At 39.8% G+C, this 26,833-nt stretch carries 25 protein-coding genes, 1 tRNA gene, 1 rRNA gene and 1 pseudogene; 5 read left to right on the forward strand and 23 right to left on the reverse strand.

Translation table 11 applies throughout. From position 1 onward, the window contains the following. Nucleotides 1-163: 163 nt before the first annotated feature. From essA to groES, 11 genes and pseudogenes are all read right to left on the reverse strand, one after another. Entirely contained in the window at nt 164-664 is a 501-nt protein-coding gene (gene essA, locus LQ216_RS19600) for a type VII secretion protein EssA (RefSeq protein ID WP_230131297.1), read from the reverse strand. Then, on the reverse strand, nt 654-3,398 hold the full coding sequence (esaA, locus tag LQ216_RS19605; protein ID WP_230131298.1) for a type VII secretion protein EsaA: 2,745 nt from the start codon (nt 3,396-3,398) through the stop codon (nt 654-656). The genes essA and esaA overlap by 11 nt, the downstream gene beginning before the upstream one ends. 17 nt (nt 3,399-3,415) lie before the next feature. Continuing rightward, entirely contained in the window at nt 3,416-7,882 is a 4,467-nt protein-coding gene (gene essC / locus LQ216_RS19610; RefSeq protein ID WP_230131299.1) for a type VII secretion protein EssC, read from the reverse strand. A 47-nt stretch (nt 7,883-7,929) separates the two neighbouring features. Continuing rightward, nucleotides 7,930-9,267, reverse strand: a complete 1,338-nt coding sequence (gene essB / locus LQ216_RS19615) for a type VII secretion protein EssB (RefSeq protein ID WP_230131300.1) — start codon at nt 9,265-9,267, stop codon at nt 7,930-7,932. 57 nt (nt 9,268-9,324) lie between these two features. Then, nucleotides 9,325-9,564, reverse strand: coding sequence for an EsaB/YukD family protein (locus LQ216_RS19620; RefSeq protein WP_230131301.1), 240 nt, complete (start codon nt 9,562-9,564; stop codon nt 9,325-9,327). Nucleotides 9,565-9,650: 86 nt separating this feature from the next. Continuing rightward, nucleotides 9,651-9,944, reverse strand: coding sequence for a WXG100 family type VII secretion target (locus LQ216_RS19625; RefSeq protein WP_230131302.1), 294 nt, complete (start codon nt 9,942-9,944; stop codon nt 9,651-9,653). 1,123 nt (nt 9,945-11,067) lie between these two features. Further along, complete coding sequence (locus LQ216_RS19630; RefSeq protein ID WP_230131303.1) at nt 11,068-11,808, reverse strand: hypothetical protein; 741 nt, start codon at nt 11,806-11,808, stop codon at nt 11,068-11,070. A gap of 61 nt (nt 11,809-11,869) precedes the next feature. After that, nucleotides 11,870-12,004 carry a hypothetical protein gene (locus LQ216_RS20410; protein WP_290369296.1) on the reverse strand — a complete coding sequence of 45 codons (135 nt, stop codon included), beginning with the start codon at nt 12,002-12,004 and terminating at the stop codon, nt 11,870-11,872. A 325-nt stretch (nt 12,005-12,329) separates the two neighbouring features. After that, nucleotides 12,330-12,488: pseudogene (locus LQ216_RS19635) on the reverse strand (recombinase family protein); the annotation flags it as partial. Between the two features lie 575 nt (nt 12,489-13,063). Next, the gene (gene groL, locus LQ216_RS19640) at nt 13,064-14,695 is read right to left on the reverse strand and encodes a chaperonin GroEL (protein WP_230131304.1); all 1,632 of its coding nucleotides are present in this window, start codon (nt 14,693-14,695) and stop codon (nt 13,064-13,066) included. Between the two features lie 60 nt (nt 14,696-14,755). Then, nucleotides 14,756-15,040, reverse strand: a complete 285-nt coding sequence (gene groES / locus LQ216_RS19645) for a co-chaperone GroES (protein ID WP_230131305.1) — start codon at nt 15,038-15,040, stop codon at nt 14,756-14,758. Between the two features lie 323 nt (nt 15,041-15,363). Between groES and LQ216_RS19650 the strand changes: the two genes are divergently transcribed. Both LQ216_RS19650 and LQ216_RS19655 read left to right on the forward strand, forming a co-directional pair. After that, nucleotides 15,364-16,095, forward strand: coding sequence for a type II CAAX endopeptidase family protein (locus LQ216_RS19650; RefSeq protein WP_230131307.1), 732 nt, complete (start codon nt 15,364-15,366; stop codon nt 16,093-16,095). Beyond that, nucleotides 16,089-16,298 (forward strand): YdiK family protein, encoded by a 210-nt coding sequence (locus LQ216_RS19655; RefSeq protein WP_230131309.1) that lies wholly within the window; start codon nt 16,089-16,091, stop codon nt 16,296-16,298. The genes LQ216_RS19650 and LQ216_RS19655 overlap by 7 nt, the downstream gene beginning before the upstream one ends. Before the next feature lie 43 nt (nt 16,299-16,341). Here the strand turns inward: LQ216_RS19655 and LQ216_RS19660 are convergent, their stop codons facing one another. Together LQ216_RS19660 and moaC are read right to left on the reverse strand one after the other, a co-directional pair. Further along, the gene (locus LQ216_RS19660; protein ID WP_230131311.1) at nt 16,342-17,010 is read right to left on the reverse strand and encodes a redox-sensing transcriptional repressor Rex; all 669 of its coding nucleotides are present in this window, start codon (nt 17,008-17,010) and stop codon (nt 16,342-16,344) included. 41 nt (nt 17,011-17,051) lie between these two features. Beyond that, nucleotides 17,052-17,552, reverse strand: coding sequence for a cyclic pyranopterin monophosphate synthase MoaC (gene moaC / locus LQ216_RS19665; RefSeq protein WP_230131313.1), 501 nt, complete (start codon nt 17,550-17,552; stop codon nt 17,052-17,054). Between the two features lie 142 nt (nt 17,553-17,694). Here moaC and LQ216_RS19670 point away from each other — a divergent pair, with 142 nt between their 5' ends. Continuing rightward, the gene (locus LQ216_RS19670; protein WP_230131315.1) at nt 17,695-19,617 is read left to right on the forward strand and encodes an ABC-F family ATP-binding cassette domain-containing protein; all 1,923 of its coding nucleotides are present in this window, start codon (nt 17,695-17,697) and stop codon (nt 19,615-19,617) included. A gap of 230 nt (nt 19,618-19,847) precedes the next feature. Here LQ216_RS19670 and tsaD read toward each other — a convergent pair whose 3' ends face one another. From tsaD to LQ216_RS19710, 8 genes are all read right to left on the reverse strand, one after another. After that, nucleotides 19,848-20,876 (reverse strand): tRNA (adenosine(37)-N6)-threonylcarbamoyltransferase complex transferase subunit TsaD, encoded by a 1,029-nt coding sequence (tsaD, locus tag LQ216_RS19675; protein WP_290369297.1) that lies wholly within the window; start codon nt 20,874-20,876, stop codon nt 19,848-19,850. Beyond that, on the reverse strand, nt 20,876-21,325 hold the full coding sequence (gene rimI / locus LQ216_RS19680; protein WP_230131318.1) for a ribosomal protein S18-alanine N-acetyltransferase: 450 nt from the start codon (nt 21,323-21,325) through the stop codon (nt 20,876-20,878). The genes tsaD and rimI overlap by 1 nt, the downstream gene beginning before the upstream one ends. Before the next feature lie 46 nt (nt 21,326-21,371). Beyond that, the gene (gene tsaB / locus LQ216_RS19685) at nt 21,372-22,064 is read right to left on the reverse strand and encodes a tRNA (adenosine(37)-N6)-threonylcarbamoyltransferase complex dimerization subunit type 1 TsaB (RefSeq protein ID WP_230131320.1); all 693 of its coding nucleotides are present in this window, start codon (nt 22,062-22,064) and stop codon (nt 21,372-21,374) included. Further along, a complete protein-coding gene (tsaE, locus tag LQ216_RS19690; RefSeq protein ID WP_230131323.1) occupies nt 22,061-22,519 on the reverse strand; it encodes a tRNA (adenosine(37)-N6)-threonylcarbamoyltransferase complex ATPase subunit type 1 TsaE in 459 nt (152 codons plus the stop codon). The genes tsaB and tsaE overlap by 4 nt, the downstream gene beginning before the upstream one ends. Before the next feature lie 463 nt (nt 22,520-22,982). After that, complete coding sequence (locus LQ216_RS19695) at nt 22,983-23,222, reverse strand: hypothetical protein (RefSeq protein ID WP_230131325.1); 240 nt, start codon at nt 23,220-23,222, stop codon at nt 22,983-22,985. 98 nt (nt 23,223-23,320) lie between these two features. After that, nucleotides 23,321-23,593: a methyl-accepting chemotaxis protein gene (locus tag LQ216_RS20415; RefSeq protein ID WP_290369298.1), complete on the reverse strand. Its 273-nt coding sequence runs from the start codon at nt 23,591-23,593 to the stop codon at nt 23,321-23,323. Continuing rightward, nucleotides 23,590-23,829: a hypothetical protein gene (locus LQ216_RS19705; protein WP_230131327.1), complete on the reverse strand. Its 240-nt coding sequence runs from the start codon at nt 23,827-23,829 to the stop codon at nt 23,590-23,592. Before LQ216_RS19705 ends, LQ216_RS20415 begins: the two co-directional genes overlap by 4 nt. Before the next feature lie 1,016 nt (nt 23,830-24,845). Then, nucleotides 24,846-25,037, reverse strand: coding sequence for a hypothetical protein (locus LQ216_RS19710; protein WP_230131329.1), 192 nt, complete (start codon nt 25,035-25,037; stop codon nt 24,846-24,848). Between the two features lie 292 nt (nt 25,038-25,329). Between LQ216_RS19710 and LQ216_RS19715 the strand changes: the two genes are divergently transcribed. After that, nucleotides 25,330-25,923, forward strand: coding sequence for an ABC transporter permease (locus tag LQ216_RS19715; RefSeq protein ID WP_230131331.1), 594 nt, complete (start codon nt 25,330-25,332; stop codon nt 25,921-25,923). Beyond that, nucleotides 25,871-26,194 carry an FtsX-like permease family protein gene (locus LQ216_RS19720; protein ID WP_230131332.1) on the forward strand — a complete coding sequence of 108 codons (324 nt, stop codon included), beginning with the start codon at nt 25,871-25,873 and terminating at the stop codon, nt 26,192-26,194. The genes LQ216_RS19715 and LQ216_RS19720 overlap by 53 nt, the downstream gene beginning before the upstream one ends. A 352-nt stretch (nt 26,195-26,546) precedes the next feature. On the opposite strand, the gene LQ216_RS19725 is transcribed toward LQ216_RS19720, so the two are convergent. Together LQ216_RS19725 and rrf are read right to left on the reverse strand one after the other, a co-directional pair. After that, nucleotides 26,547-26,620 (reverse strand) — tRNA-Met (locus LQ216_RS19725). Between the two features lie 86 nt (nt 26,621-26,706). After that, nucleotides 26,707-26,823 (reverse strand): 5S ribosomal RNA (rrf, locus tag LQ216_RS19730). Nucleotides 26,824-26,833 lie beyond the last annotated feature (10 nt).

Consider the following 26,833-nt stretch of genomic DNA (forward strand, 5'->3'; position numbering starts at 1 on the left):
CTTTTATTTTACCTTATTGATACACCTTTGATAAAGTGGAAATCATCAGAGGGTGTTTTCTTCACCCCCCTCTGATGGTTAGTTGAACCTAATGAAGGAAAAAGAAAAGAGACACTCCCGTTCTACAGAATGTGGAATTCTGTCACGGAAGTGCCTTATGGTCTTACCTTCGCTTTCTTTCTGGCTGCGGTGAGCTTTGGAGGGCCCCTTCCTTACCGATCTTAGGGACGAGGATAAAGAACAGACAAAGCACAGCCAATACTGCAATGATTCCTAACAGGAAAGTCAGATGAACCGAAAGGCTTGCTTCCTTTTTTGATTCATTGCTACTGGTAAAAGGGTTATCTTGCCCAGTAAACAAATTCAATTGCTTCGCTTTTGCCTTGATCGTATTGTTGTCCGATGAAGCCTGAAAAAGTTCTTGCTCAACAGACTCGTAACGTTTGCTTGGGTCACTTTCAAACGTCAATGCCTTCTGTTCCTCCGGCAAGGATTGTCTTTTTTCCAGCAATGACTCCTCATGGAAATACTCGGTTTGGAGCTCAATATCCCGTTCCTCATATTGGTTTGGTTCCACAATTGGATCTTCTTCTGCAAACGACATGTCAGGCATAATCATCAGCAGAAACATGAACAGGAAGATTTCACGTTTTCTAGCCTTCATGTGCCATCTCTCTTTTGATTAACGCCCGATTCCTCAAGTATGGGATTGCTGCCGTTACTGAAGTGGCAATTGCTAAAATGATCGATGCCAGGATGAAGGATGATGAATCTCCAAACTGAATAGACTGATAGACGGTTGAAACCGGGTGATCGATATTAAAATTCGGCATAATCAGATCTAGCAACGGTGTCGTAAAGAATATAATCAGCCCAATTACAAGGATGCTTCCAACGAACGGACCGATATAGAACGCAAGCCGGACAATAGCTGAGCAAAGGAATAACATAAGCATCGTGAATATTGTCCAGCTTATTGCTTGCATATCCTCTAACGGGTATATCCTTAAACCGTATATACTGATGATCAAGCCCACAATAAAGTTTAACAAAGCATATAGCGATGCATGCACCATAGGCGCCACTTTTGAATAAAGATGCAAGAAAAATCCTATTAACAAACCGCTGATTAAAATGATAACAAGCATGATAATCGGCGGGGTATAAGATGACTCTTCTTTCAGGACATCGCCGCTGATTTGAACAGGATTGGCCAGATAGTCATATACATATCCGTTTTGCTGGTCATCAACCTGTGTGTTGTTAAGAACGCCATAAAAATCATTTTTTATCAATTTCGTAGATTCTACATTCAAAGCCCAGTTGTTATTTAAGTCGTCCGCTCTCTTCTGTACCGTACCAACCTTCGTTTGAAGCTCGTTTGTATAGTCTGTGACCTGATCCTGACGATCGGCAACTGAGTTGACAAGGTCGGAAACGCTCTTAAGATTGCCCGCTGTACTATCTTGCATGGTCACGAAAAATTCACCGTTCAGATTATCGGAAGTAAGCGGTTCATTTTCTGGGACAGGTGTATTCCCCCCTAAATTAGTGCTTATCTCACTTGCATTTTCTTTGATTAATTGTAATTCTGTCATCATTTCTGTTTGTTCATCATTGATATTTTGATCGTATTCTTTAACAAACCCTGCAAAGTTGCCGAAGTCTTCCTCTACACCGGAAATCATACTTGAATTAGATTCAAGTCCTTTCAAGGTTGTATCTAATGTCGCCGAAAAATCCTCTTTTATTTCCCCAAGCCTATCCTGATTCTCTACAATTCCGTTAATAAGTTTGTCTTCCGGATCTGTAGATTGTTGAATCGCTTGTTGGTATGAAGAAAGCAACCCGTGGTACAAAATTAACTGACCGATATTTCGATTCTGGATATCTGCATTAAATTGTCCGGCCAAGATGTTTTTTCTTCGCTCTGATAACTCTGATGATTCAAGAATATTTCTTTCACTTATCATGATCTCGCGAATTATTTCTTCTTCAGAATTAGCTGGATTCATGTTTTGCAGCTTTTCCTGCAGCTTCTTAAGCAACTCTTTATAGTCAATGACCAGCTGCTTTTGAGTGGCGGCTTGCTGTGATACCTGACCTTCTACTTTCTTAACATTAGCTTCCAGGTTACCGAGATTTTTATTAACCTCCGCCCAATTTCCTGTCTGTTGTTCTGTTTTCATTGATTCTAAATTTTTTCGGAGCAAGGATACTTGCTCATGTATACCGCTAAGTGTTACTTCATTAGTCTTTGCTGCCGGTGACTCCTTGATATTAAGAGCCATCGTTTGTCCACCCGACTGTTCTCCGGAGCCGTTTTGTAAACTCCTCCTTGATTCTATCAGCCGTTGTTGAATATCATCCAATAACGCGATGTCCGATCTTTCCTTGAACACTTTCATTAAATCTTTTTGGGAACCTAACACTTCATCGAATTGTTCACCAATGTTCGCGGTTTTAATATGATCGGATAACTCATTTAGCGAAGTATTACTATCAGTGATTCTAGTTTCCAGCCTGTAAATCTCACCATCTAAGTCAAATTCAGGTCTAGGGTTGCCCCTGTTGCTATAGATTGTTTGCAGATCGTCAATATTACTTACACTTTCCTGAAGATACTGCTGGAACATTTCCGATTGAGTTTCTTGATAAACTCTATAACGTGTTACATCTTCCACAAAGGTATCAACTTTTGCTTTTGAAGCCTCGAACTCTCCTGCTGTTTCAGTGGATGTCTTTCCTGCATCCTTTGTAGAGGAGAAAATGCTCTCAAGCATTTCTTTCTGCTGGCTGATGTCTCCAGCTAGCTGCTTTGAGCTTGGGGTATAAAAGTCATACATCGTTTTTTGGAAAACAATTTCTTTTTCAAGGATATTATCAAACTTTTTGCGGATATCCTCTACTGCCTGGGAAACGTGGCTCCAATAAAGGGTGGAAACCTGCTTATTCATCTTGCTTTTGGCAACTTCCAGTTCCCTTTGCACTTTTTCGAGATTTTCGGCATTAAGGCTCGTCTGCACTTTGTATTGAACCCCTGCTTTGATTGGTTCATTCTCATTGAAAGTCATAATATTCCTTGAGAAATCCGAAGGTAAATAAACAACAGCATCATATTGCTTATCTTCGAGGCCCTTTTCTGCCGTATTTCGGTTTACAACATACCATTTATAATCCGAATCTGTATCGAGAGAGGATGAAACTTCCTTTCCGAAGGTAATCGGTCCTTTCTCATATTCAGATCCTTGGTCCTCATTGACGATTGCAATTCCCCTCGTTGCTGTTTCCTGTTGTTTCATCGGATCATGGCCAACAAAAGTAAAGAAAAGAATCGGCAGCAGTAAAATGAACACCATTTTCCCAATAATTGATAGCGGCTTAATTTTCTCAGACATTGCATTCACCTCTTTCTTTAATCATTAAGTGGAATTTGAATCTTGCTTTCTTTGCCGCCCTGGACATAGTAACCATAGCCCGGCTGGATCTCCTCTTCATTTCGTGAATACGGTAGAGTAAACAAACTCTGTTCCGATTTCTTCATGAGCAAGACAGCCTGCCTGATCTGCTTTACCTCATTGGTAAAGGAATCGAATCCTTTCATAAACTCATTTGCATTCCCGGCAACAATTAAGCTAAAGCCCAAATGGCTGTATTGCTTAAGAAGCATAGTCAGTCGATCCTGGATTTTCCCGTCTGCACTTTGCTGAAATCTGGAAATGCTGTCGAGGACAAAAAGAATTGGCTCGTAAGGATTCTGCTTGATTTGACTACGTTCAATCGATTGCAAATAATCCTTCTCTCTTTCTTCAAAAATGCTGGAAATGTGGTCAAGCCATTCGTTGATCTGTTCTTTTGTCTCGACATATTTCACATTTTCCCTGGCTGCATATGACGACAGTCCGCGATCAACCGCGTCGTAGATTCCTATTTCTCCAATTTGCTGTGCTAAAAGAGAATCGAGCATCACTTTTAGGACATTGGTTTTCCCTTTACGGGATTGTCCCAAGACAACGACGTGAGGGTTTGCTCTTATATCTATGGAAACAGGTAATACACTCTCTTCCTCCAGCCCGATCGGCATCAGATGAGCTCCATAGTCTTGAGCAATGTATTGCTTAAAGCCTGGCATATCGAGACGTGCCGGAAGCATTGGTATCGCCGCAGGCTTTTTCACTCCTTGATACAATTCATTTAGGCTTGCCACTTGTTTTTTTACGTTTTCCAATACAGCAATATCATCATCACCATCAGCCGGCAGGTAAATCTGGGCCAAATAGGTTTCATCCTTTTTAATAAGCGCCCTCCCCGGTACAGGTTCATTATCAAAAGGAGTTCGTCCTAGAATCGAATAACTTTCTGAGCTATCCATTAAATAATGGATAATTTTTGTCTTGAGATTATTCATTAGCGGCTGGCGCATGGCGTTTATTCTTGTGGCCGTAAAGATCATAAATATCCCGAGCGCTTGGCCATCGCGCGCAAATTGCGTGAATTGCGATTCGATATCCTGCAACTCTTCCTTTACGAGGTCAAAGTTATCGATTGCGATGAAAATAATTGGCAATTTATCTTCGCTCAGGGAATTATATAGTTTGATCGTGCTCAGTTCTTTTTCGGTGAAAAGCTGTTTTCGCCTCTCAATCTCTACCTTTAGAAAACTGATGAACTTCTCTATCTTGCGATGTTCGTCAAAACGGAAATAGTCTCCTGTATGGGCCAGCTGTCTGAGCGGCAGCAATGCACTGTTTCCAAAATCAAACAGGTAATAATGAAGCTCATCAGGACTGTGCTGCTCGGCGAAATGTAATAAAAGCGTCATCACTGTTGATGATTTGCCGTAACCAGAAGAGCCAAAAATCCCGATATTTCCATCTTCAATCCAGTTATATACATAATGGGATTGGCTCTGTTTTTCAGGTTCATCCTTTAAGCCGATATAGTAAAGTTCTTTGCGGCCGCTGATTGCTTCCATTCTCGATAACCGCTCCTTAAGCGGGGGAAGCCACGGACTTTTCAGCTTCGGAATCGACAAATCGTTCTGCACTTTCACAATTTCTTGAACCACTGCATCAATTTCTGTCTGTTTTTCTTTCTTCTTCCCAACTGTTTGAGCCGTCACATTGGAAATCTGGACGAGACCCAGATCGGTTACGATCGCAATTTCATCTTCGGCACCGAACGTATCCTCCATATACGGGGCTCCGCTCCACGCCGATTGAAACAATTCATACGCTTCATTGTTACCCACCTGTAAATAGCCTCTACCGGTAACCGTAATATTGGCTGCGTCGCTGTTCTTTAAGATTTCTTTGCTATCATTGGCGTCTTGTACCTTTAGGGCAATCTTAAACCTGGCATTGCTCCATATCTGGTTATCGATAATCCCACCCGGTTTCTGCGTCGCCAATATGAGATGGACACCAAGGCTTCGGCCGATACGGGCCGCACTCACTAATTCCCGGATGAACTCCGGCTCTTCATTCTTAAGCTCGGCAAATTCATCAGAAATCAAGAATAAGTGAGGCAGCGGTTCCTCCGCTCTGCCATCTTTATGCAAATCTGTGTAATCGTTAATATGGTTTACTTCATATTGATCAAACAGGCGTTGGCGTTTCTTTAACTCGCTGTTAATCGATGCAAGCGCCCGGGCACTGAAGTTTTTGCTTCCTTCAATGTTTGTAATCGTACCAAGAAGATGAGGAATATTTTTAAACGGTTGGGCCATTCCGCCACCCTTATAATCAATTAATAGAAAAGCAACCTCATGCGGGTGAAAATGCACAGCAAGAGACAGGATATACGTCTGCAGCAATTCACTTTTACCGGAACCGGTTGTCCCGGCAAGCAATCCATGCGGGCCGTGAGCTTTTTCATGCAGATTGAGCTCTACGATATCCTTTCTTCCTTTCAGGCCAATCGGTACCGCCAGTGACTCAGAAGACTTATTATTCATCCAATTGCGATCGATCGACAGCTCTTCCACTTCTCGCGCGTCGTGAAGCTGTAAAAAAGATACCATATCAGGAATCGAATTATTCATTCCTTTTTGATGATCCAGCGATCTAAGCAGTCGGGAATAACGTTCATTCCCTTCCTTCGAGTGGCTATCCAGAGAAAAGGAAGTATGCACGGCTTTCCTGTCCTGAATTAAAATTTCACCTTCTCGTTCATTGATATATCGTACAAGTGTGTGAATATTTTCCGTTAAACTTTCTTTTGTATCCGTAGCAAAAATAGACGAAATTCCGATTTGTTCTTCTTTTCCTTCTAAATACTCCATAATCACGTGCTCTGAAATTAAGCTATGGTCAGAGATAATAAATATAAAATGCGGTGAAAATCTGACTTTTCCTTTGGCTTCATCCAGTTCCCGATCCTTCAATGTCTGGTAAATCGAGGACAGCAGTTGATCGCGCGTCTGCTCATTATAGACCAAACCTTTTGCATATGAATGCGGCATTTGGAAATGCGGAAGCCACTTCATCCATTCCCATTCCTTATAGTCAGCTTCATTAAAGATAGCGATAAAGCGGACATCATGGTAGCTATGGAAAAAGGCAAGCTGGCCAACTACCTGCTGCAGCTCATTCTTCACGATCGATTCTTTCCCGACAAGCCCAATGGCGCCGCTTGATAAATCCACTGTCTGCGGAACGCTTTCGACAGTACTATAAATGTTTACGAGTTCTTGTGATTGCTCAAGCAAATCATCAATTTCGCGGTTGGACATATCACTGCTGCTTGCCGCTACCTCATAGTGTGCCGGGAGGTCGGCCCTGCCGATACGAAAATGCAGGAAGTCCTCGCTCTCCATTGTGCGCTCCCATATCCGATCACTAATGATGGCCGCTAAGCTTTTCATTTGTTCGAAAGAAGGGTAATGGTAATGTAACACCTGCTTTTGTTTATCAGATAATTCCTGAAGTTCCTCCCGTTTTTGTTCAAGGTATGCCGTATATACACGATGCCTTCTCTCCTGACGGTACTTTCTGTTCTTTTTATCTTTAAAATATTGAACGGTAGATGTAACCATCGTTGTCAGGAACATCACTAGCGATACGAGAATGAATATGCCTCTTGGCTGGATGATCGCTACGATCCCCATTACAAGCAGCATTACTAGCGGCGGCAGAATAATCAACCATATCCCCCGCTGGTTATCGTCATTTTCCTGGCTAGGAAAGGAAATAGTAACTTTTTCATCAGGAAGTTCGTAAATCATCCTCGGTGTTCTGCGATAAAGTGGATAATTTTTCTTCATTTCTGATATTGGAGGCAGTGTTTCAATCAATGAAGTCTTATAGGATTCCAAGCTCCTCACAACAAGCAAGTCATCTTCCATAAATGAAAGCATCATGAAAGGCCAGCATACAATATCTCCGTTACGCAGGCTTGCAGTTTGATTCATTTGCTCTCCATTTATATAAACGCGGCTTTCTCCTTTTGCTTCCAGGGTCCATGTATCATTTTGTCTAATCAGAGAGAAATCGCCTCTCCAATTTTGCAGCCCAGACGGCGCTTCCTTTTGAATGGTAGCTCCATCCTCACATGAACATGTGATTTCTTGACGGTTTCCGACATAGTAGGTATGTTCTTGCAAAAGTCCGGAAGAGAGAAAGATTGTAAATAATTCATTGCCTAAATTCAAAGATAACGGTTTGTTTTTTTCAAGAATCCCTATTCTTTCTTCTCCATCATATATAAGATATTCTTCAGATCCTTCTTGCTTCCTTACCTCAACAAAGCCATTTTTGAACGATAACGAACCGACCGTAATTGAATGGTTTTGACCGTTGCCAATCGAAATGGTACCCGGCTCGCTGTCTCTCATTGTGTATTGTTGATACGTTTGGTTATAAAAAATCCATAATACATTCATAGAATCATCTCCTACAATCTGCCTTCATCATCTCTTTACTCTGCGCCCTACTGTTCATCTTTTGCCTTTTCATTTGCTTCTGTCTTTGGCAGATCAGATGGGGCTTTCGAAGAGGCTGGCAGCTGCGGTTTGTTTTCGATTACGTTATTTGGGCTTTGCATTTGTTCCTGAGTACTCTGGCCATCTGTTGTTGAACTTTGGTTCTGCTGCTCTTCGTCAGTTCGCTTGTTCATTTCCTCACGTTCTCTCTCATATTCGTCTATTTCTTCCTCAACCTTTTGCAATTCTTGTTCTTTTTCTTCCCCGGACCGTGAATCATCAGATCTAATCTCTTTCACATAGTTTATTAATCCATATACGATTAAATCCTTATGCTCAAGACCCCTGGCAATGTCGATTGCTTCCTCATTCATTCCGCGCCCTACATAAATCCAATAAAGAAGGTACTGACTGTCTGTTTGAAGCGTAACCTCATTTTCAATGGTTTTTCTTTGTTCATCTGTCAGTGGTTCATTAACGATATAGGATGAAGCTAGCTCATATTGCACTACATAAGGCATATCTTCTGGGTCATAATTCTCTAGCAGGTTAATAACTTCACTATACTTCTCATCCAAAAAGGCTTGTCCGCTATCGACATAGGCTTCTTGCTTGGGCTGGAGAAAGAAAAGGGAATAAAAGGTATAGATAAGAGCAGGAACCAGTAATACGATTGCTCCAAGCAAAACATACCGCTGAACCTTCCATTGCTTTGATGGTATATGTAGTAAAGCTCTTTCCTGTTTGTCAAGTTCATTGATATTCGCTTGAATAATCTCAGAAATATCTTCGAGTGAATTGGCAGCCATTATTTTCTGCTCTTCATCTGATAGTTTAAGGGTTTGGTGGTATTGATAATATTGCTCAAAGCCATACTGCCCGCCGGCAGCAGCCAGGACTGTCGCTTTGACTTCCTGTAGCAGCCTTTCCTCATCATTTTCATAAGGAGGGATGCTGTCTTTCACTCCATAATGAAGAAGGTACGGCGTCAAGCTGGAATCGAACATGATATTTTCAGGGCAAAGAATGAGATTCAACCTTTCCAACTTGTGGTTCTCAATCCTTTTAATCAGCTGGTGGGCAAAAATCCACCGGGCAAGCTTGTTTTTCTTACGAATGCGTTCAAACCTGTAGAAAGAATCTGGAGGGTTGATTGTTATGATGACCTCATCATCTGTCACTTCAATCTTTTTTTGGAGTACACTATCAATCTCTTGCAGCAGTTGCAATTCCAATTGATTCTGCATTTTTAATCTAGCTCTTTGAAAGACAAAGACATACCCGTCATCTTTCGCAATAGAGGCTTCTATTCGCTTTTCCAAATAAGACGTTTTGTTCTCTTCCATTACTTCCCGTACTCCTTTTGTCCTTATACTGGACTACGAATCTTAATTTCTCACATCCTACAATATTTCCACCCTGTCCCCGGTGGTAATTCCACTGTCGAGCAATGTTTCATATCCGGTACAGACAAATTCTTTATTCTGAACCCTGATCCAATATCCATCCTTTGGCTGTTCCGCAATTTTTTTTACTTGCCAAATGATTTCAATGACTTTTTTTATGGAAAGGTAGTTGGATATCTGAAGGTCAAAGACCTCGCCTGTATAATGCTGCAAATCAACCGTTACCTGAATATACAAAATAATCACTCCATTAAAAAAAGAAGCGCCATAATCTACGGCAGATTGCAGCGCTCCTTCTTTACACTCATTTCGATTATGCTCTATTACCCTCGAATTTGGCTCGCAATCTGTTGGTCTGTCTCTTCTAGGATATTGGCAGACTTGTTCAATTGTTGTGATACTTCTTCAAGCAATGTAGACATTTGTACGAAAGATGGTTTCAGTTCTTCATATTGTTGAGCGAATGCATCGCTTGACGCACCTTCCCAAATACTTCTTAAGTGATCTCTCATATTATCTAAACGGCTCACCAATTCTGAAACATTACCACTCTCTGTGCCATATTGACCTGCAACCGTACGTAGTTCATTTGGTGTAACGCGAATATTTCCAGACATGTTTAAGTTTCCTCCTTAAGATATTATCACCTTGTATTCTAAATAATTGATACAATTTTTGCCAGTAATAATGTAAGAAAATAACAAAAACAGTTAATATTCACTAGTACTTCATAATCAAACTATAAAAATCGTTTCTTTATACCTAATACAACTAGAGGAAAAAGACCTAATTTAATAGATGTGACATAAAACCAGGTGTTCATTAGGTATATTACACTATTGTTTATACACTAAACCTATAATAGGTAACCCAAAAGTTCCGGCAGCGGCAATCGCAACCGCACCTCCAGCTATGGATACAGCGCCTAGGCCAACATCAACTGCTGCGTCTCCTATTACCTTTGATGTAGAAGCATTCGATTTAATGTTACTATATGCATTCTCGCCTGCTGTAATTCCAATTCCAAGCCCCCCCTAGCCTACTTTTAAAGGCATTCTTAACTGCGGCGGAAGGATGAACATACTTTGCAACTTCTAAATTATTACTACGTTTAACTTGTGAATTAATATAGTTTCTGTGATAATTTTCCCCTGGTATACCTATACGCAACATGACAAAAAACATAAAAAAGAGGCTTCCAATAAGTTCGGAAACTTAATGAAAGACCTCAAGTAATATTTCTATCAAAAATGAGCAAAAGCCATAAACACAAATAATGTTAAACGCTTAAACCCATATATCAAGGCTTTGAAGGCATTATTACATCATGCCGCCCATTCCATCCATATCAGGCATTCCTGCAGGTGGGTTTTCTTCCGGCTTGTCAGCAACAACCGCTTCAGTTGTTAAGAACCAAAAGCGAAACTATTAGCACAATCACGTATTATAAGTATCTAAAGTACATAGACTACTTCTCTTAATAAGGTTTATATAGCAATTATAAAGTAGTGAGAAAAATATGTAAAGTAGTCTAGGAAAATCCATTCAACTAAAAGAGTACACCTAAGTTTTAATGACTTGCAAGAGTGATACAGCTACTACCCAATTCAATCTGTCAATAGTCAGAAATGGTGAAATCCATGCCCCATTTTTTACTTTTAGTCAGGTTTTATATGAATATGGATGAAAAAAAGCAGACATAATTCTGCCTGTGTTACAAACTTAAATAAAAGATTGCTCTCAATTTTCTTTGATATTTACGTAAATAATTGGATTTTGAGCATTTCTTGGAAGATAATGCTCTACTGATTTTCTAATGTATTTAGACCTTATAGTTTCTTCTGCTTTTTGACCGACAAATTCCCATCGGTTCTTTTCATCTTCTAGAGAACCTCTTGTGTTAAATGTGCTACCAGCTTGAAACCATGCTATTACCTTGTACACTTCATGTACTATTCCATCAAATACTGCGAAAGCGTACTTCACTTTTTCTCTATTTTCCCCTATTCTCCATACACCTCTTGTTGCATCATAAAGTTCAATATCAGTCATGTCATAACGAAACAAACGATTTAAACGAATTAAAATGGCTGGCTCATCAATATTGACTTGCTCTCTTTCATAATGTGAAATCAACTGATTCACTTCGACTCTTCCAAAAACACCACTTTGCCATCCACGAACTTTATTGGTTAATTTTTCTTTCCCGATTAAATCAATTATTGCTGCTTCAACTTTAAAGGCTGTATTCTCATCTTCCAACCCGTGGGTAAGGATTTCAATTTTAGGCTCTTGTCCTCTATCCAAAATATTTTTAATAAAATGGCTTTTTTCAGTATCTTGAGAATCGGTTAAATGCGAAAATACCCGATTCCCCATCCCTTTTCCTACATAAAATATTTCATCAGTTAAAGGGTCAGAGTAAATATAAACATAATACTTTAACTTATTAATAACTTCTTGAGAAAATTTCTTGTTCATATTGACACACCTCACTTAACCTACACCCATTTTTGCCTATCCCTTTTGGTAACTAATTTATTTACTTTTCTTTTTTATCTGCTTTTTGTTCGGCTTTTTGTTTATTCTCTTCAGGTGGAATAAATTTCACTTGTCCTGCACTCCATGTAAATCTATCTTTGTTTTCACCCGCTTTATTCTTGTTTTCCTTTGCCATTCTTATTCTCTCCTTTTATAACCTTTAATGAACAACCAATCCGAGCAACTTGCACAAATACCTGATAGGGGTTATTCCCCTTATAATTTATTCATTTTATTAATTAAATCCTTCTTGCATGGATTTGTATATAACAACGTTGTGTGAATGTTTGAATGTCCTGCTATGCGAACAGTTTTTTGGATAAAAACAAAAACAGTTATGTATTCAATTTTTGGTCAGATTGCAGGAGTAGGTGTGCTTATACATTATTCATTATATAAACAAACCAAAAATGTTATAACCCTGCCCCACCTAAATAAAATAAAGACACTCTTTTGAGTGTCTACATTGCTTTCTCATACTCTCCAATAATTTTATAAAAGGTGTTCTTTTTTAGCTCCAACAAGGTCATAAATTCAACCCCTGTTAGTTCTTTATTTTTCCATTTTGGATATTGTTGTTCAAGCATCTGTCGTTGTTGTTTGGATATTGTACTTAGATTTTGTGTGGCGACAAAGGGTGATTGCGTGTCACTAAGACATTATGCAATCCTAACAACATAAAAGAATATGAGTTACTCCCTCCGAAAACATCTGGATCGATTCGTACCATTCGGATTGATGAAATACTCGTGAAAATGCTAAACGCCATGAGTAATTTAGAAAAAGGGCCATATATGAAAATACCAATTGATCTTTGCTCTAAACGAAGGACATCCTCAATTAAGAAAAATGGTGAAAACCGGATTAAAACGTTTATTAAAAATAACAGGTCAATAAAAATATTACTCCCCATTCATTCAGACGTACTCAAACATCCCTCATGAGTGAACCGGGTTTAGGAGTAAAGGAGATTCAATAGCGTTTGGAACATACGGGTTTAAACACAACTATGAACCTTTATGCTCATATGATATCCAATATGGAAGAAAAGGCCTCCCACCAGTTTAGTAAACTGATGAAAGACCTTCTCTAATAAGTTGGGTTTTGTGAAAAAAGTGTGCATTTTTTGCTAACTATGAACATTTATCTTTTACCCACTTAAAAACCCTTATATATCAGGGCTTTACGATGTTTATTACATCATGCCGCCCATTCCACCCATGCCGCCCATATCAGGCATTCCTGCAGGTGGGTTTTCTTCCGGCTTGTCAGCAACAACTGCTTCAGTTGTTAAGAACATAGCCGCTACAGATCCAGCGTTTTGAAGTGCGTAACGCGTTACTTTTGTTGGGTCCACGATACCAGCTTCGATCATGTTTACCCATTCGCCATTAGCAGCGTTGAAACCAGTTCCGACTTCTTCGTGCTTAAGGCGTTCAACGATTACAGATCCTTCAAGGCCCGCGTTGTGAGCGATTTGGCGGACAGGCTCTTCGATTGCACGCAATACGATGTTCACGCCTGTAGCTTCGTCGCCTTCAGCCTGGATATCAGCTACTTTATTGTATACGTTAAGAAGTGCAGTACCACCGCCGGCAACGATTCCTTCTTCAACTGCCGCACGGGTAGAGTTCAATGCGTCTTCGATACGTAGCTTACGTTCTTTTAATTCTGTTTCAGTTGCAGCACCAACTTTGATGACTGCTACTCCGCCAGCTAACTTAGCAAGGCGTTCTTGTAATTTTTCACGGTCAAATTCAGAAGTAGTTTCTTCTAATTGAACGCGGATTTGGCTTACGCGTGCCTGGATGTTAGCAGACTCGCCTGCACCTTCAACGATTGTTGTGTTTTCTTTTGATACAACGATTTTAGAAGCGCGGCCTAAAGATTCGATTGTTGCGGATTTAAGGTCAAGGCCTATTTCTTCCGTGATTACTTCACCACCAGTTAGGGCAGCGATATCTTCAAGCATCGCTTTACGGCGGTCACCGAAGCCAGGAGCTTTAACAGCAACTGCGTTGAAAGTTCCGCGAAGTTTATTCACAACAAGAGTAGCCAATGCTTCCCCTTCCACATCCTCAGCGATTATCAATAGCGGCTTGCCTTGTTGAACGACTTGTTCTAGGACAGGAAGGATTTCCTGGATGCTTGCAATCTTCTTGTCTGTGATTAAGATATATGGATTTTCTAAGACAGCTTCCATTTTATCAGAATCAGTTACCATGTATGGAGATGCATATCCACGATCAAATTGCATACCTTCTACTACATCAAGCTCAGTTGTGAAGCCTTTGGATTCTTCGATTGTGATAACGCCGTCGTTGCCAACACGTTCCATCGCTTCAGCAATCAATTGGCCCACTTCTTCGTCAGCGGAAGAAATCGCTGCAACCTGTGCGATAGACTCTTTGCTTTCGATTGGTTTAGAGATCGCTTGTAATTCTAAAACAGCTGCCTTAACCGCCTTTTCAATCCCTTTGCGGATACCCATTGGGTTGGCGCCTGCTGTCACGTTTTTAAGTCCTTCACGGATCATTGCTTGAGCAAGAACAGTTGCAGTCGTTGTTCCGTCACCGGCAACATCGTTTGTTTTGCTTGCGACTTCAGCTACAAGTTTTGCTCCCATGTTTTCGAAAGCATCTTCCAATTCGATTTCTTTTGCAATCGTTACACCATCATTTGTAATAAGCGGTGAACCGAATTTCTTTTCAAGAACCACGTTGCGTCCTTTTGGTCCAAGCGTTACTTTTACGGCGTTCGCAAGAGCGTCTACACCGCGAAGCATGGAACGGCGAGCGTCTTCACTAAATTTAATATCTTTAGCCATTTATGAATACCTCCCAATCGTTTTTACAATAATGTTTGTTCTATTAAGTATGTGCGGATGTTAGCCGATAACAGCTAAAATGTCGCTTTCGCGCAAAATTAAGTACTCAGTATCTTCATATTTCACTTCAGTACCTGCATATTTAGAGAAGATAATTTTATCGCCTTGTGCAACCTCCAAAGCAACACGTTCACCATTTTCAAGCACACGGCCTGTTCCAACGGCTACTATCTTGCCTTCTTGAGGCTTTTCTTTTGCAGTCTCCGGCAATACAATGCCACTTGCCGTCTTTTCCTCAGATTCAACCAATTCAATTACAACTCGATCGCCTAATGGTTTTAACAAGTAAAACAACCTCCTCAAATTCTATTGATAAATTGTACTCTTTACTTGTTAGCACTCGTCACTCTCGAGTGCTAACACCAACTATTATATTAAATTAAACCGCCCCATTATTGCAAGCATCTTGGTAAAAAATTTCTCATTAATTTTAAACGTTGAAAGGGAATACTATAGCGTGATAGCTTATTATCGCCATATATTCAAAAAGGAGTGCCTACAGTTCATATAGTGGAGTTCTTTTTTATTTTTTGATACGCTTTTAAAAGCAACGTATCTATTATGGCCAATTGGGTACGCAAACAATTCATTAGAGGGGAAATAATAATTTGAGAAGAGAGTATTGGTTTGTCATCATAACCTATATCGTCATGCAATTATCCACCATCATCGGGGTGCCCATTCTAGAGGGCGCGAGGATGGCTTTGGGTTACCCTCCCGACCTGGTTAGATCAGGAGGATATTGGATTATCTTCAGTTTTTTTATAGCCCTCGTTCTCGTCCTTTTTTTCATGCGAAAGGATATGAAAGAAAATATAGATGCCCGGAATCAAGCATCGATTCCTTCTTCGGTTGGATGGGCCATTGCCGGCATTTTTCTGGCCTTGTTTGCGCAATCCATTGCCGGGGCGATTGAGAATATGCTTGGAATTGAGACCGGTTCTGAAAATACCCAGCAAATTCTCTCGCTAATCGAACATGTACCCCTGGTGATTTTCGTCAGCTCGGTTATCGGACCGATATTAGAGGAAATCATCTTCCGAAAAATCATTTTCGGGTCTCTTTATAGGCGTTTCAATTTCTTTATTTCAGCCTTGATTAGTTCCATTATTTTCGGTCTTGCTCATTTCGAATTGGTTCATATCATCTTATATTCTGCCATGGGTTTTACCTTTGCTTTTTTATATGTAAAAACAAAGCGGATTATCGTCCCTATTTTCGCCCATGTGGCCATGAATACATTAGTCGTGATTATTCAATTAGTTTATCGGGATAAAATAGATGGGATGCTGAAGGAAATGGAAAACGTACAAGGCTTTATCGGAGGTTTACTATGTTAAGACGTTCACCTTTAACAGCAGGATTACTTTACATCATATTAGGTACTCTCTTTATTATTTTTGCGACCCGGAATGTATCCGAGTCTGGCTGGGGATTTTTCTCCTATCTTTTTGTTCTCCTCGCCACGCTTGATTTCGGTTCGGGAATTCGGATGATCATGCTTCACTTCAAAATTAAGGCCTCCCAAAATAATAAGAAGTAAGAAAAACGCTGCCCTTTCCGAAAGGCAGCGTTTTGTTTAGGGTTCATTTCTCTGCCGGTTCGATCTCTTCTTCGGCAACCGGATAATGCTTCAAAAAGTAAATCAATGATTGAAGCTCAACAGCTAGATCGATATGATGAATCCGTATAGATGACGGAACCGTGAGCCTTGCCGGTGTGAAGTTAAGAATGCCTTTTATATCAGCCTGAACCAATCCGTCTGTTATCTGCTGGGCAACAGGGGCAGGCACAGTCAGTATCGCGACCGACACGTTTTCCGCTTGCAGCCTCGTTTCGATTTCATCCATATGATAGACAGGCACATCGCTTATTTCTTTTCCGACTTTGTTTTCGTCAACGTCGAATGCCATCTCAATTTTGGTATTATTATTTTTCAAAAAATTATAATGTAAAAATGCAGTTCCTAAGTTACCGACGCCGATCAAGGCTACTTTTGTCAATTCATCCTGGTCAAGCGTCTTTCTGAAGAAGGTCAGCAGATAATTTACATTATAGCCATATCCCTTCTTGCCAAGTGCACCGAAGTAGGAAAAATCCCTTCTGATCGTCGCTGAATCAACTTTCACCGCTTCGCTCAACTCAGCAGAAGAAACCCTTTGTTTTCCGGATGAATGAAGATTTTTTAAAAACCGATAATATAGCGGCAGCCTTTTTGCAGTAGCTTGCGGAATTTTAACATGTTCCTGATTCATTTTTCTCCCCCGCTTTCAAGCATGCTTCCTCGCATGGTTAGTTATTCAATTTCATTAATTTGTCGTTTATAGTCCGGGCTGGATACTCCTCCCGTTTTTTCAAGCAGATAGGTAGGACCGATGACCATTCCTTTATCAACGGCTTTGCACATATCGTAGACGGTTAATGCTGTCACGCTGGCTGCTGTTAACGCTTCCATTTCAACACCCGTACTGCCTTTTGTTTTCGCTGTTACAGCAATGACCAATTTATGGCCGCTTTCTTCCTTTTCCCATTTGAAAGAAATATTAACCCCTGAGAGCGGGATGGGATGGCACATCGGAATGATCGTAGAAGTATTCTTGCTCGCCATGATACCTGCAACCTGAGCAACGGCCAGAACATCTCCCTTTTTCATCGTATTCATTGTAATCTTTTCGTATATTTCGTCATTCAACATTATACTTGATTGCGCAGTGGCAGTCCGAACCGTTTCGGGCTTGTGGCTCACATCGACCATCTTCGCTCTACCTTGTTCGTTAAAATGCGTAAATTCTGCCATGATTAAACACCTCACTAATTGATGATACACTATTTTTTGCTGTTTGTAAGCTGGATTGTTGACCTTCTCACATAAGCCCCTCTATTGGCGATAACTTCGCGTTTACGGTACACTAACTATATCGCAACCTGAGGTGATAACAATGATTTTGTTGCAAATAAATCAATTAACAAAATATTATGGTGCTGAGCTTATTTTGTCCAATATGAAGCTCGAAGTACAGAATAGAGATAGAATTGCCTTAGTGGGCCGGAATGGTGCCGGTAAGTCAACCTTACTCAAAATCATCGCTGGGCAGCTTTCCTATGACGATGGGGAAATGATTCGGCCTAAGGATGTATCAATCGGCTACCTAGCGCAGGATACGGGACTTGAATCCAATTTGTCGATATGGGATGAAATGCTGACCGTGTTCACCGGCTTACTTGCGCAGGAAAAGGAATTAAGAAGTCTTGAAGAAAAGATGGCAAAACCAGATATATTCCAGAACGACGTTTTGTATCAAAAGGTATTGAGAGAATATGATGAACGGCAGATTGCATTCAAGGACCAGGGTGGATATCAATACGAAGCGGATATCCGCTCTGTCCTCCATGGTCTTCAATTTGCAGGTTACGATGTGTCAACTCCCATTTCGACATTAAGCGGCGGACAGAAAACCAGGCTCGCCCTCGGCAAATTGCTTCTAAAAAAACCAGATATCCTCATTCTGGATGAGCCAACGAACCATTTGGATATCGATACCCTTTCTTGGCTGGAACAATATCTCCAGGGCTACCACGGTGCGGTATTAATTGTTTCGCATGATCGATACTTTCTTGATAAAGTAGTCAACCAGGTTTATGAAATCTCACGGAATACCAGCAAAAAATTCTACGGCAACTATAGCGCTTATTTAATGAAAAAAGCCGAAGATTTTGAACGTGAAATGAAGCAATATGAAAAGCAACAGGGTGAAATGGAAAAACTCCGGGATTTCGTCCAAAAAAATATCACGAGAGCTTCAACGACAAAACGTGCCCAGAGCCGAAGAAAACAGTTAGAAAAAATGGAAGTCATGGACAGGCCGCAGGGGGATGAAAAATCTGCTTCATTCTCTTTTGAGATCGAACGGCAAAGCGGCAATGAGGTGTTGAACATAACCGATTTAGCTATCGGCTATGATAATGAAAAAGTATCCAATAACATTGCGATGAGAATTACAAAAGGAGAAAGCATTGCCTTGGTTGGACCAAATGGAGTAGGCAAATCGACGCTCCTAAAAACGATGATCGGAAAACTGCCCCAGATAAAGGGAGAGTTTCGTTTCGGTACAAATGTCCAAGTAAGCTATTACGATCAGGAACAGGCAGAACTCATGTCCAATAAACGAGTGCTAAATGAACTGTGGGACGAGCATCCCCTTAAACCCGAAAAGGAAATCCGTACGATTTTAGGTAATTTCTTGTTTTCCGGCGACGATGTATTAAAAACCGTATCAACCTTGAGTGGTGGTGAGAAGGCCCGCCTTGCCCTCGCAAAAATGATGATGGAAAAGGGGAACCTGTTAATATTGGACGAGCCTACCAACCATCTTGATTTGGATAGCAAAATCGTTCTCGAAAATGCACTGATTGATTATCCCGGAACGATTCTATTCGTCTCTCACGATCGATACTTCATCAATCGCATCGCCACCAAAGTGATTGAGCTATCAAAAAACAGCAGCGAAGAATTTTTGGGTGATTACGATTACTTCTTGGAAAAAAAACAAGAACAAGCAGAAATAAAAAAGCTTGAGGAATCTGCTTCAAAAAATCCCCAGACCGTACAGATTGGTGAAAAAACAAGCCATAAGATAGATAAGGAAGCCAAGAAACTGGAGCGGCAACGAAAACGCAGATTAGAAGAAGTCGAACAATCAATGGAGAAGCTTGAAAATGAGATTCAGGAATATAATGAAACTCTTATCAATCCTGATATTTTCCAAGATCATGAAAAGGTGTTAGATATCCAAAATAAATTAGAAAAAGCTCAGGGTAGTCTTGACTTATTAATAGAAGAATGGGCTGAATTGGAAGACTGATTTGATTGGAAGTGGAGCCTCAAATTAGCTCCACTTTTTTTATAAAGTTATTAGAAAGTTATCCACATGTTTATTCACATAATAGTGGTTATATTAACAATAAAAATTACACTTTTCCACATAATCCACAGATTAATCGACAATTATCCACAGAAATAGATGTTTAACCACGGGAAAGTAGGGTATGTATTCGGAGTTATCCACAGAAAAAGCCTGTTCCTCAGAACAGACTACATGAACGATTGTTCTATATCCAATCCCGGGTTACCATTAAGGGCTAAATCGGACCTTTTGCCTTTTTGAAATAAAACGCTGCCAGCTGCCCCTATCATTGCTGCATTATCCGTACATAGAGATAGCGGCGGGATGACGAGTTCTATTTCTGGTAATCCTTCGTTAAAAGTCCTTGCTAACTCTGCCCGCAGCCCTTTATTAGCCGCGACACCCCCGGCGAGTAGTACTTGTTTGACGTTATGCTCCTTCGCAGCCTGAATCGTCTTCGTCACAAGCACTTCTATTACACTTTCCTGGAAGCTCGCCGCAAGATCAGCAGGCTCTATTTTTTCCCCTCGCTGCTCAGCGTTATGCAACGTGTTGATAACAGCTGATTTGATGCCGCTAAAGCTAAAATCATACGATCCTTCTTCCAGCCAAGCCCGGGGAAGATTAAGAGAAGGGTTACCTTCATGGGCAAGCCGATCAATATGCGGGCCACCCGGATAGGGAAGATTTAGTGTACGCGCAACCTTGTCATAAGCCTCACCGGCAGCGTCATCCCTTGTCTCACCAATTACTTTAAATTCCCCGTGCTGCTCCATTAAAACAAGCTCCGTGTGTCCTCCGGATACGACCAATGATAACGAAGGGAACTTCATCTCCCTAACAAGTCGATTGGCATAAATATGTCCGGCAATATGATGGACTCCTACAAGAGGAATGTTATGCGCAAACGCAAGGGCCTTTGCCGCATTGACCCCGATTAACAAAGCTCCGACAAGACCGGGACCTTCCGTTACGGCAATGGCATCGATATCTCCATACATTATTCCAGCCTCTTTCAGTGCTTCCTCAAACACGATTGTCACTTGCTCCACATGATGTCTGGATGCAATCTCCGGCACCACCCCGCCAAATCGTTTATGGCTTTCGATTTGGGAAGCGACTACATTGCTTAGAATTTCCGTTCCGTTTCTAATGACAGCTGCTGCCGTTTCATCGCAGCTCGTCTCAACTGCAAAGATTATCTGATCTTTTATCACTATATATTCACCCACATTACATAAGCATCTTCTAAATTGTCTGTATAATAATTTCTGCGAATGCCGCCTTTTTGAAACCCGAGCTTCTTATATAGCGATTGAGCCACTACATTACTCACTCTCACTTCAAGTGTCATTCTCATTACTCCCATGCTCTTAGACAGTTCCATCATTTTCAACAACAAAGCCTCGCCCAGTTTTTTTCCTCTATATTCGGGTAAAACTGCGATATTCGTAATATGTGCTTCATCGATTACAATCCATGCTCCGCAATACCCGGCAATTTTCCCCTCATCCTCGACTACGAGATATTTGGCAAACTGGTTATGATATAGCTCATTATAAAACGCTTCCCTGCTCCATGGTAAAGTAAATGACTGTCTTTCGACAATCATTACCTGGTCGATATCCTCTTCTCTCATGAACCGAAATGTCATCGTTTTACTCATCGCAATCGGACTCTTCCTTTATCTTATTATAATTTAGATTATGCTGTTATCTCCCTTGCTGCTCCAACCATTTGGCCTCGGCCTCTGCCAAACGGACATAGTTCGGCACGAATTGATGAACTTCCTCTTCTTCCTTGTGCATCCCCAATAAAGCAAGTTCACCTGGTCTCGGATTATCTAAGGCTACTGACCCGAAAAAAGCCAAATCGCCTAGTATCCCTTGTAAAGTTTCTTTATGCAGATTAGCATCACTGCCTATAAATATAACCGGCCGATTATGTTCCTTTAGCTTTTCAGCCCAATCTGAAGCTAAGATATTAGTGTCTTCGGTAACCGATTGAAGAATATTGTCGTTAAATTCATATAATCCTGTGTAAACCTGCCCTCTTCTAGCATCAAATATCGGCGAAATGAGTCCAGGAAAATAACGGCCATTTGCCGCTAAAACCTCTAAGCTCGAAATACCAACTATCGGGATTTTTAGTGACCATGCCAGCGTTTTGGCAATGGTCACGCCGATTCGGACACCGGTATAGGAGCCTGGGCCTCTGGCGACGACAATTTTTTCAAGTTCGGCTGGTTTTATCTCGCAATCCCTCAACAACGTTTCAATCGCGGGCATCACTCGTAACGAATGGTTTTTCTTTATATTTGTTATATATTCGCCCACCACGTTTTGCTCTTCAGCTAAGGCTATGCCTAAAGCAAAATTGGACGTGTCAATCGCTAATGTTTTCATGAAACAATCTCCTTGCATAAACTCGTATATCTTTCACCCCGAGGTTCAAGAACAAGACGCCTGCTTGTCTCGCCCTTACGAAAAATAGAGATTACTAAGAGATCCTCTGGAAGCTGGTCCTTTATCAAATGAGCCCATTCAACTACTGTCACGCCTTCACCTTCAAAGTATTCTTCAAAGCCCAAATCCTCTCCGGCATCACTCACACGATAAACATCCATATGATACAGCGGAATTCGGCCATGATATTCTTTAATAATGGTAAAGGTGGGGCTGTTTACCGTTCTTGTGACTCCCAGGCCTGAGGCAATCCCTTTTGTAAAAGCCGTTTTCCCTGCCCCTAAATCTCCCTCTAAAGCAAGAACGTCCCCTGATGAAAGTTTAGCGGCCAGATTTTCCGCAAATTGCGCCGTCTCTTCTTCACTGTTTGAGATGAACTCGAATTGCTGCTGCATACATTCTTCACCTTTTACTTTATTATATTCAAAGCTATAAAAAACCTTAGGATTCAACCTTAGAGACCTAAACTTATAGTTAGTTTACCTTTTTTCATCTAAAGAAACAAATACTCTAGATTGGGTTCTAAAAAACAAGGCTCTGTTAAACGTTAATCTTGTTTCAACTAAAAGTAAAAGGAGCATTTTTCCAGCCTTTCCGTAGAGCTTATTGATAAAAAATCCATCATTAGAAGAAGGAATTATAGGTAAAATGAATAAGTTGCCATTAGAACTAATCAGTGCTTTTTAGAATGGAGTATAAAATCGACACTAAAGAGAATTTTCATGTTACTGCTCATTTTAAATGATGACATTATGTCGGTTGCAGATTAAAGACGCTTGGATCATTAGATCAAGCGTCTTTTATAATTCTTATCTTTCACCGTTTTTTTGTCGGTATTGACTATTTGTCCTTACTTTCTCAATTCGTTCTTTTATCTAATTCTAAGAGAAGTTTATTGTTCTCTAAGATGTCTTGATAAATGCCTTCGATTTCTGTTGAAATCGCATCTTCCATTCCTTTAATTAAACTTAGTTTTTGCTTCGCTCCTTCTTGTTGGTTTGTAATGTTTTTTAGGCTTAAAGCTAGCTCTTCACTTTCCGTTCGAATGGTAAGGACCTCTTCTGAGACATTTTTTAATTCCATGTTCTGTTGATTCACTTTCGAATCAACCTCATGCATAAGTCCATCAAAATCCTTGAATGATGAGAAACTCTCATTGATCTTATGTTTAATCTCAGCCAATCTTATGTTTAATCTCAGCCAATTGTTCTGAAATTTTTTTTAGAAGCATCATCCGAGGCTGTTGCGAGCTTTCCGACTTCTTTTGCTACTACTGAAAAACCTTTTCCTTGCTCACCTGCACGCGCTGTCTCAATGGAAGCATTGAGTGCTAAAATCTTTGTTTGTGCTAATATGCTAGAGATTGTTGATCTAATATTTCCCACAATTTGTGTTAAAGCTACAAGCTCTTTTAGTAATTCTGATGTTTCTGCCATATGGGCAGTCGCTTGCTTATTATCATCTCTTATTTCCTCTGAACCTCCTCCACTTTGCGAATCGTTTCACTATACATACTGATTTTTTCTTCCATCAATTCAAACACCGAAAAAAACTGGGATAAATCTTTTGTATTGTCTATAAATACATTTTCTAATTGGCCAATAGACGTTAAGTTATTTTTTACACTCTGTTTAATCGTGTGAGTAGATAGATCAATATCATTAAAGTTTTCCTTCATCGCTTGTACAAAAAACAGTTGAGTCATTATCGATACTTGAACTGTGTCCTTCATTCTGAGCTGAACTAGGAATTTCCTCTAATATATTTAAGATATCTTCTATCGCTGGCCGATCGAATTGCGACTCGCCAATATAGCTGTAACGGATCGTATGCTGCTCATCTAAAATATATGTGCTAGGTATCGCAATTCGAAAACTGTCCCAATTTAATCGGTACAAAGATTTCATACTGTTTAATCACTGATCGCTTTTCATCAGATAATATCGGGATTTTTATTCCTTCGCTATCTACCTAATTTTGAATAGCCTTTAAGTTTTGACCTGCAATCGCTAAGATTTGAATCCCTTTTTCCTGTAACACATCATAATACTCATTCAGCTGAACCAGCTGTTTACGACAATTAGGTCACCATGTTCCTCTGAGAAATGTAATAATAACGGGTTGTTGTGGAAAATCTTACAGACGGATTTGGCGGTTATTTGTTGCCGGCAATACAAAATCAGGTACTTTTTTCCCAACAGTTAATCCTTTATTGGACAAGAGAATCACTCCATATTCTTTATTTTGATTTACTATACTTATTGATACTGTTATTATATCAGCTTAAAAGGTGAATTTTTAATCAAAATATTCTTATTTAAAGATAAAAGTTATCAACTGTATTAAGAACCATTACTTTTCGTATTAACCTGATTCATTAGCAATAGTAAACTCAACTTCACATGACAAAAATTTCGTTCTTACATGACATTACAATAAGTAAATCAACAATGTTCTTTAAGAGAGCAAAAAAAACGAAACTAAGTTTCGTTTCAGATTAAAGATTTGATGAACATGTTGAAATTTTATTAGATTATGTTGGAACTGTGGAAAGATGCACTTTAGACATAAAGATATAGGGCCTTGCTAATGATGAGTATTTAAATTAAAACAAAAAAAGATAAGCTTTCTACCCTTTTGGGAGTAGGAAATTTATCTTTATTGTTGAGCTTTTAGATAATTAATGTATACGCTTTACATGAATTGGCGGGGTGAAACGTATTACAAGCTTGTAATACCCCTTTTTTTCTTTTGGTTATGAAGGAGTAAAGAAAGAGCCACTATATTAATTCCCACCCCTGTTATCATTGTGATCCATTCTATAATTGGCGATGAACTAACTATAAGGGTAAAGGCAATTAAAGATGTCCCTATAGGAATAAATGGAAAGACCTTTTTTTGTAACTTATCCATTTTAATATTCCTCCTTAAATTTTGGGTAAATTATACCATAATGATCCTGATAGTACAAAAATAAATTAGTTTACAGCAAATTCCTAACTCCATGCAGCCAGTAAAATCCATGAAATCACATTTAAGGAAATAACTATAGTTATTATATATTTCTGGGAACGTTGTGAAAGATAGGTTAAAGAGATAATCTGAAATATAACAGACCAAACACTGAATATAGTAATACAGTTCATTAGTGAGTTGATATATTTAATGTCAAATAACGTTTAGCTTATAGACGCAAGTCCGAAAGGTGAATATAGAGAATCTACAAGAGAGCAGGGTCATTAGTTATACGGACGGGTATTTCGATATAATACCAGTTGAACTGATACAGGGTAGATTATTAGATGATAATGATTTACTAGAAGGAAGAAAAGTTGCTGTCATAACCAAAGAGTTAAAGCAGCGGTTATTCCAAGACGAAAATCCCTTGAATAAAATTATAGAGGTTGAGGGAACTCCGCTAAAAATTGTTGGAGTTTATAAAGATAAAACTTCAAATATAATTGATTATGAAAAAAGAAAGATTCTTGTTCCAATGAGTATTTGGTCTTATTTATACGGTACTGAAGAGATTCAAATGATTTCCATACAAGCATTCGGAGGCGAAAACCTGGATCTTGCTGGTAAAAAGGCAGTTAAGTTCTTAAATAATTCTAAAGATGTGGAAGGGAAATATAAAGTTCTTAATATAGAGATGATTTCAAAAAACGCGTCTACTATTACCGATATCATGACCGCTGTAATAAGTGGAATAGCAGCAATATCTAATTGTAGGGGGAATTGGTGTCATGAATATCATGTTGGTTTCTGTAACAGAAAGAACCCGAGAAATAGGCATTAGAAAGGCTCTTGGGGCAACTCGAAGCAAGATTTTGCTACAAATATTAATTGAGTCGGTAACCCTCACCTTCTTAGGGGGAGTAGCCGGTATAATTTTTGGAATTGGGAATGCTTATATAATTTCATATTTCACTAACTTTCCTACCCTCATTTCATTTCCAGTAATATTCGGGGGTTTGGCATTTTCGGTAATCATTGGAGTTGTCTTTGGCATTCTTCCTGCGAATAAGGCAGCAAGACTTGATCCAATTCAGGCCTTTAGATATGAATAACGTGTACTCAAGTTGAAGATCCCTTCTGATCAGGCAGAGGGATTTCTTCTAATTCAACTAAACCAGCTAATAGTTTGTCAACATTTTTCAGTAAAAAAGTAAAATCTTTCATGCTATACTAAAAATGTGCATGAGAAATAACCTTCCGTGTTCTCTTTATTGGAAGGTTTTGAGTTATTTAGTTAGATAAGGTTTTAAGCTATATCTTGGAAAGTCATTTTGTTTTTTGATAGGGCAAAAATCCAATGTAAGAGCTTATTTACACAAGCAATCATAGCTACTTTAAAAGGCTTTCCTTCTTCACGCTTTTTGTCGTAAAACTCAAACGAAACTAAGTTTCGTTTTTTCATGATTGCGGGGACAGGATTTGAACCTGCGACCTTCGGGTTATGAGCCCGACGAGCTACCAGACTGCTCCACCCCGCGACGGTATAAATGATTCAGTTTTTGTTTATCATACATATCTAACTTATGCTTATACGTTAGAAGGTATGATTAAATAAATAATTTCAGCTTGGCGACGTCCTACTCTCACAGGGGGAGATCCCCCAACTACCATCGGCGCTGAAGAGCTTAACTTCCGTGTTCGGAATGGGAACGGGTGTGACCTCTTCGCCATCGTCACCAAACATATAAAGG

It is taken from the genome of Bacillus sp. CECT 9360, from assembly GCF_918741275.1.
Taxonomy (GTDB): Bacteria; Bacillota; Bacilli; order Bacillales; family DSM-1321; genus Peribacillus.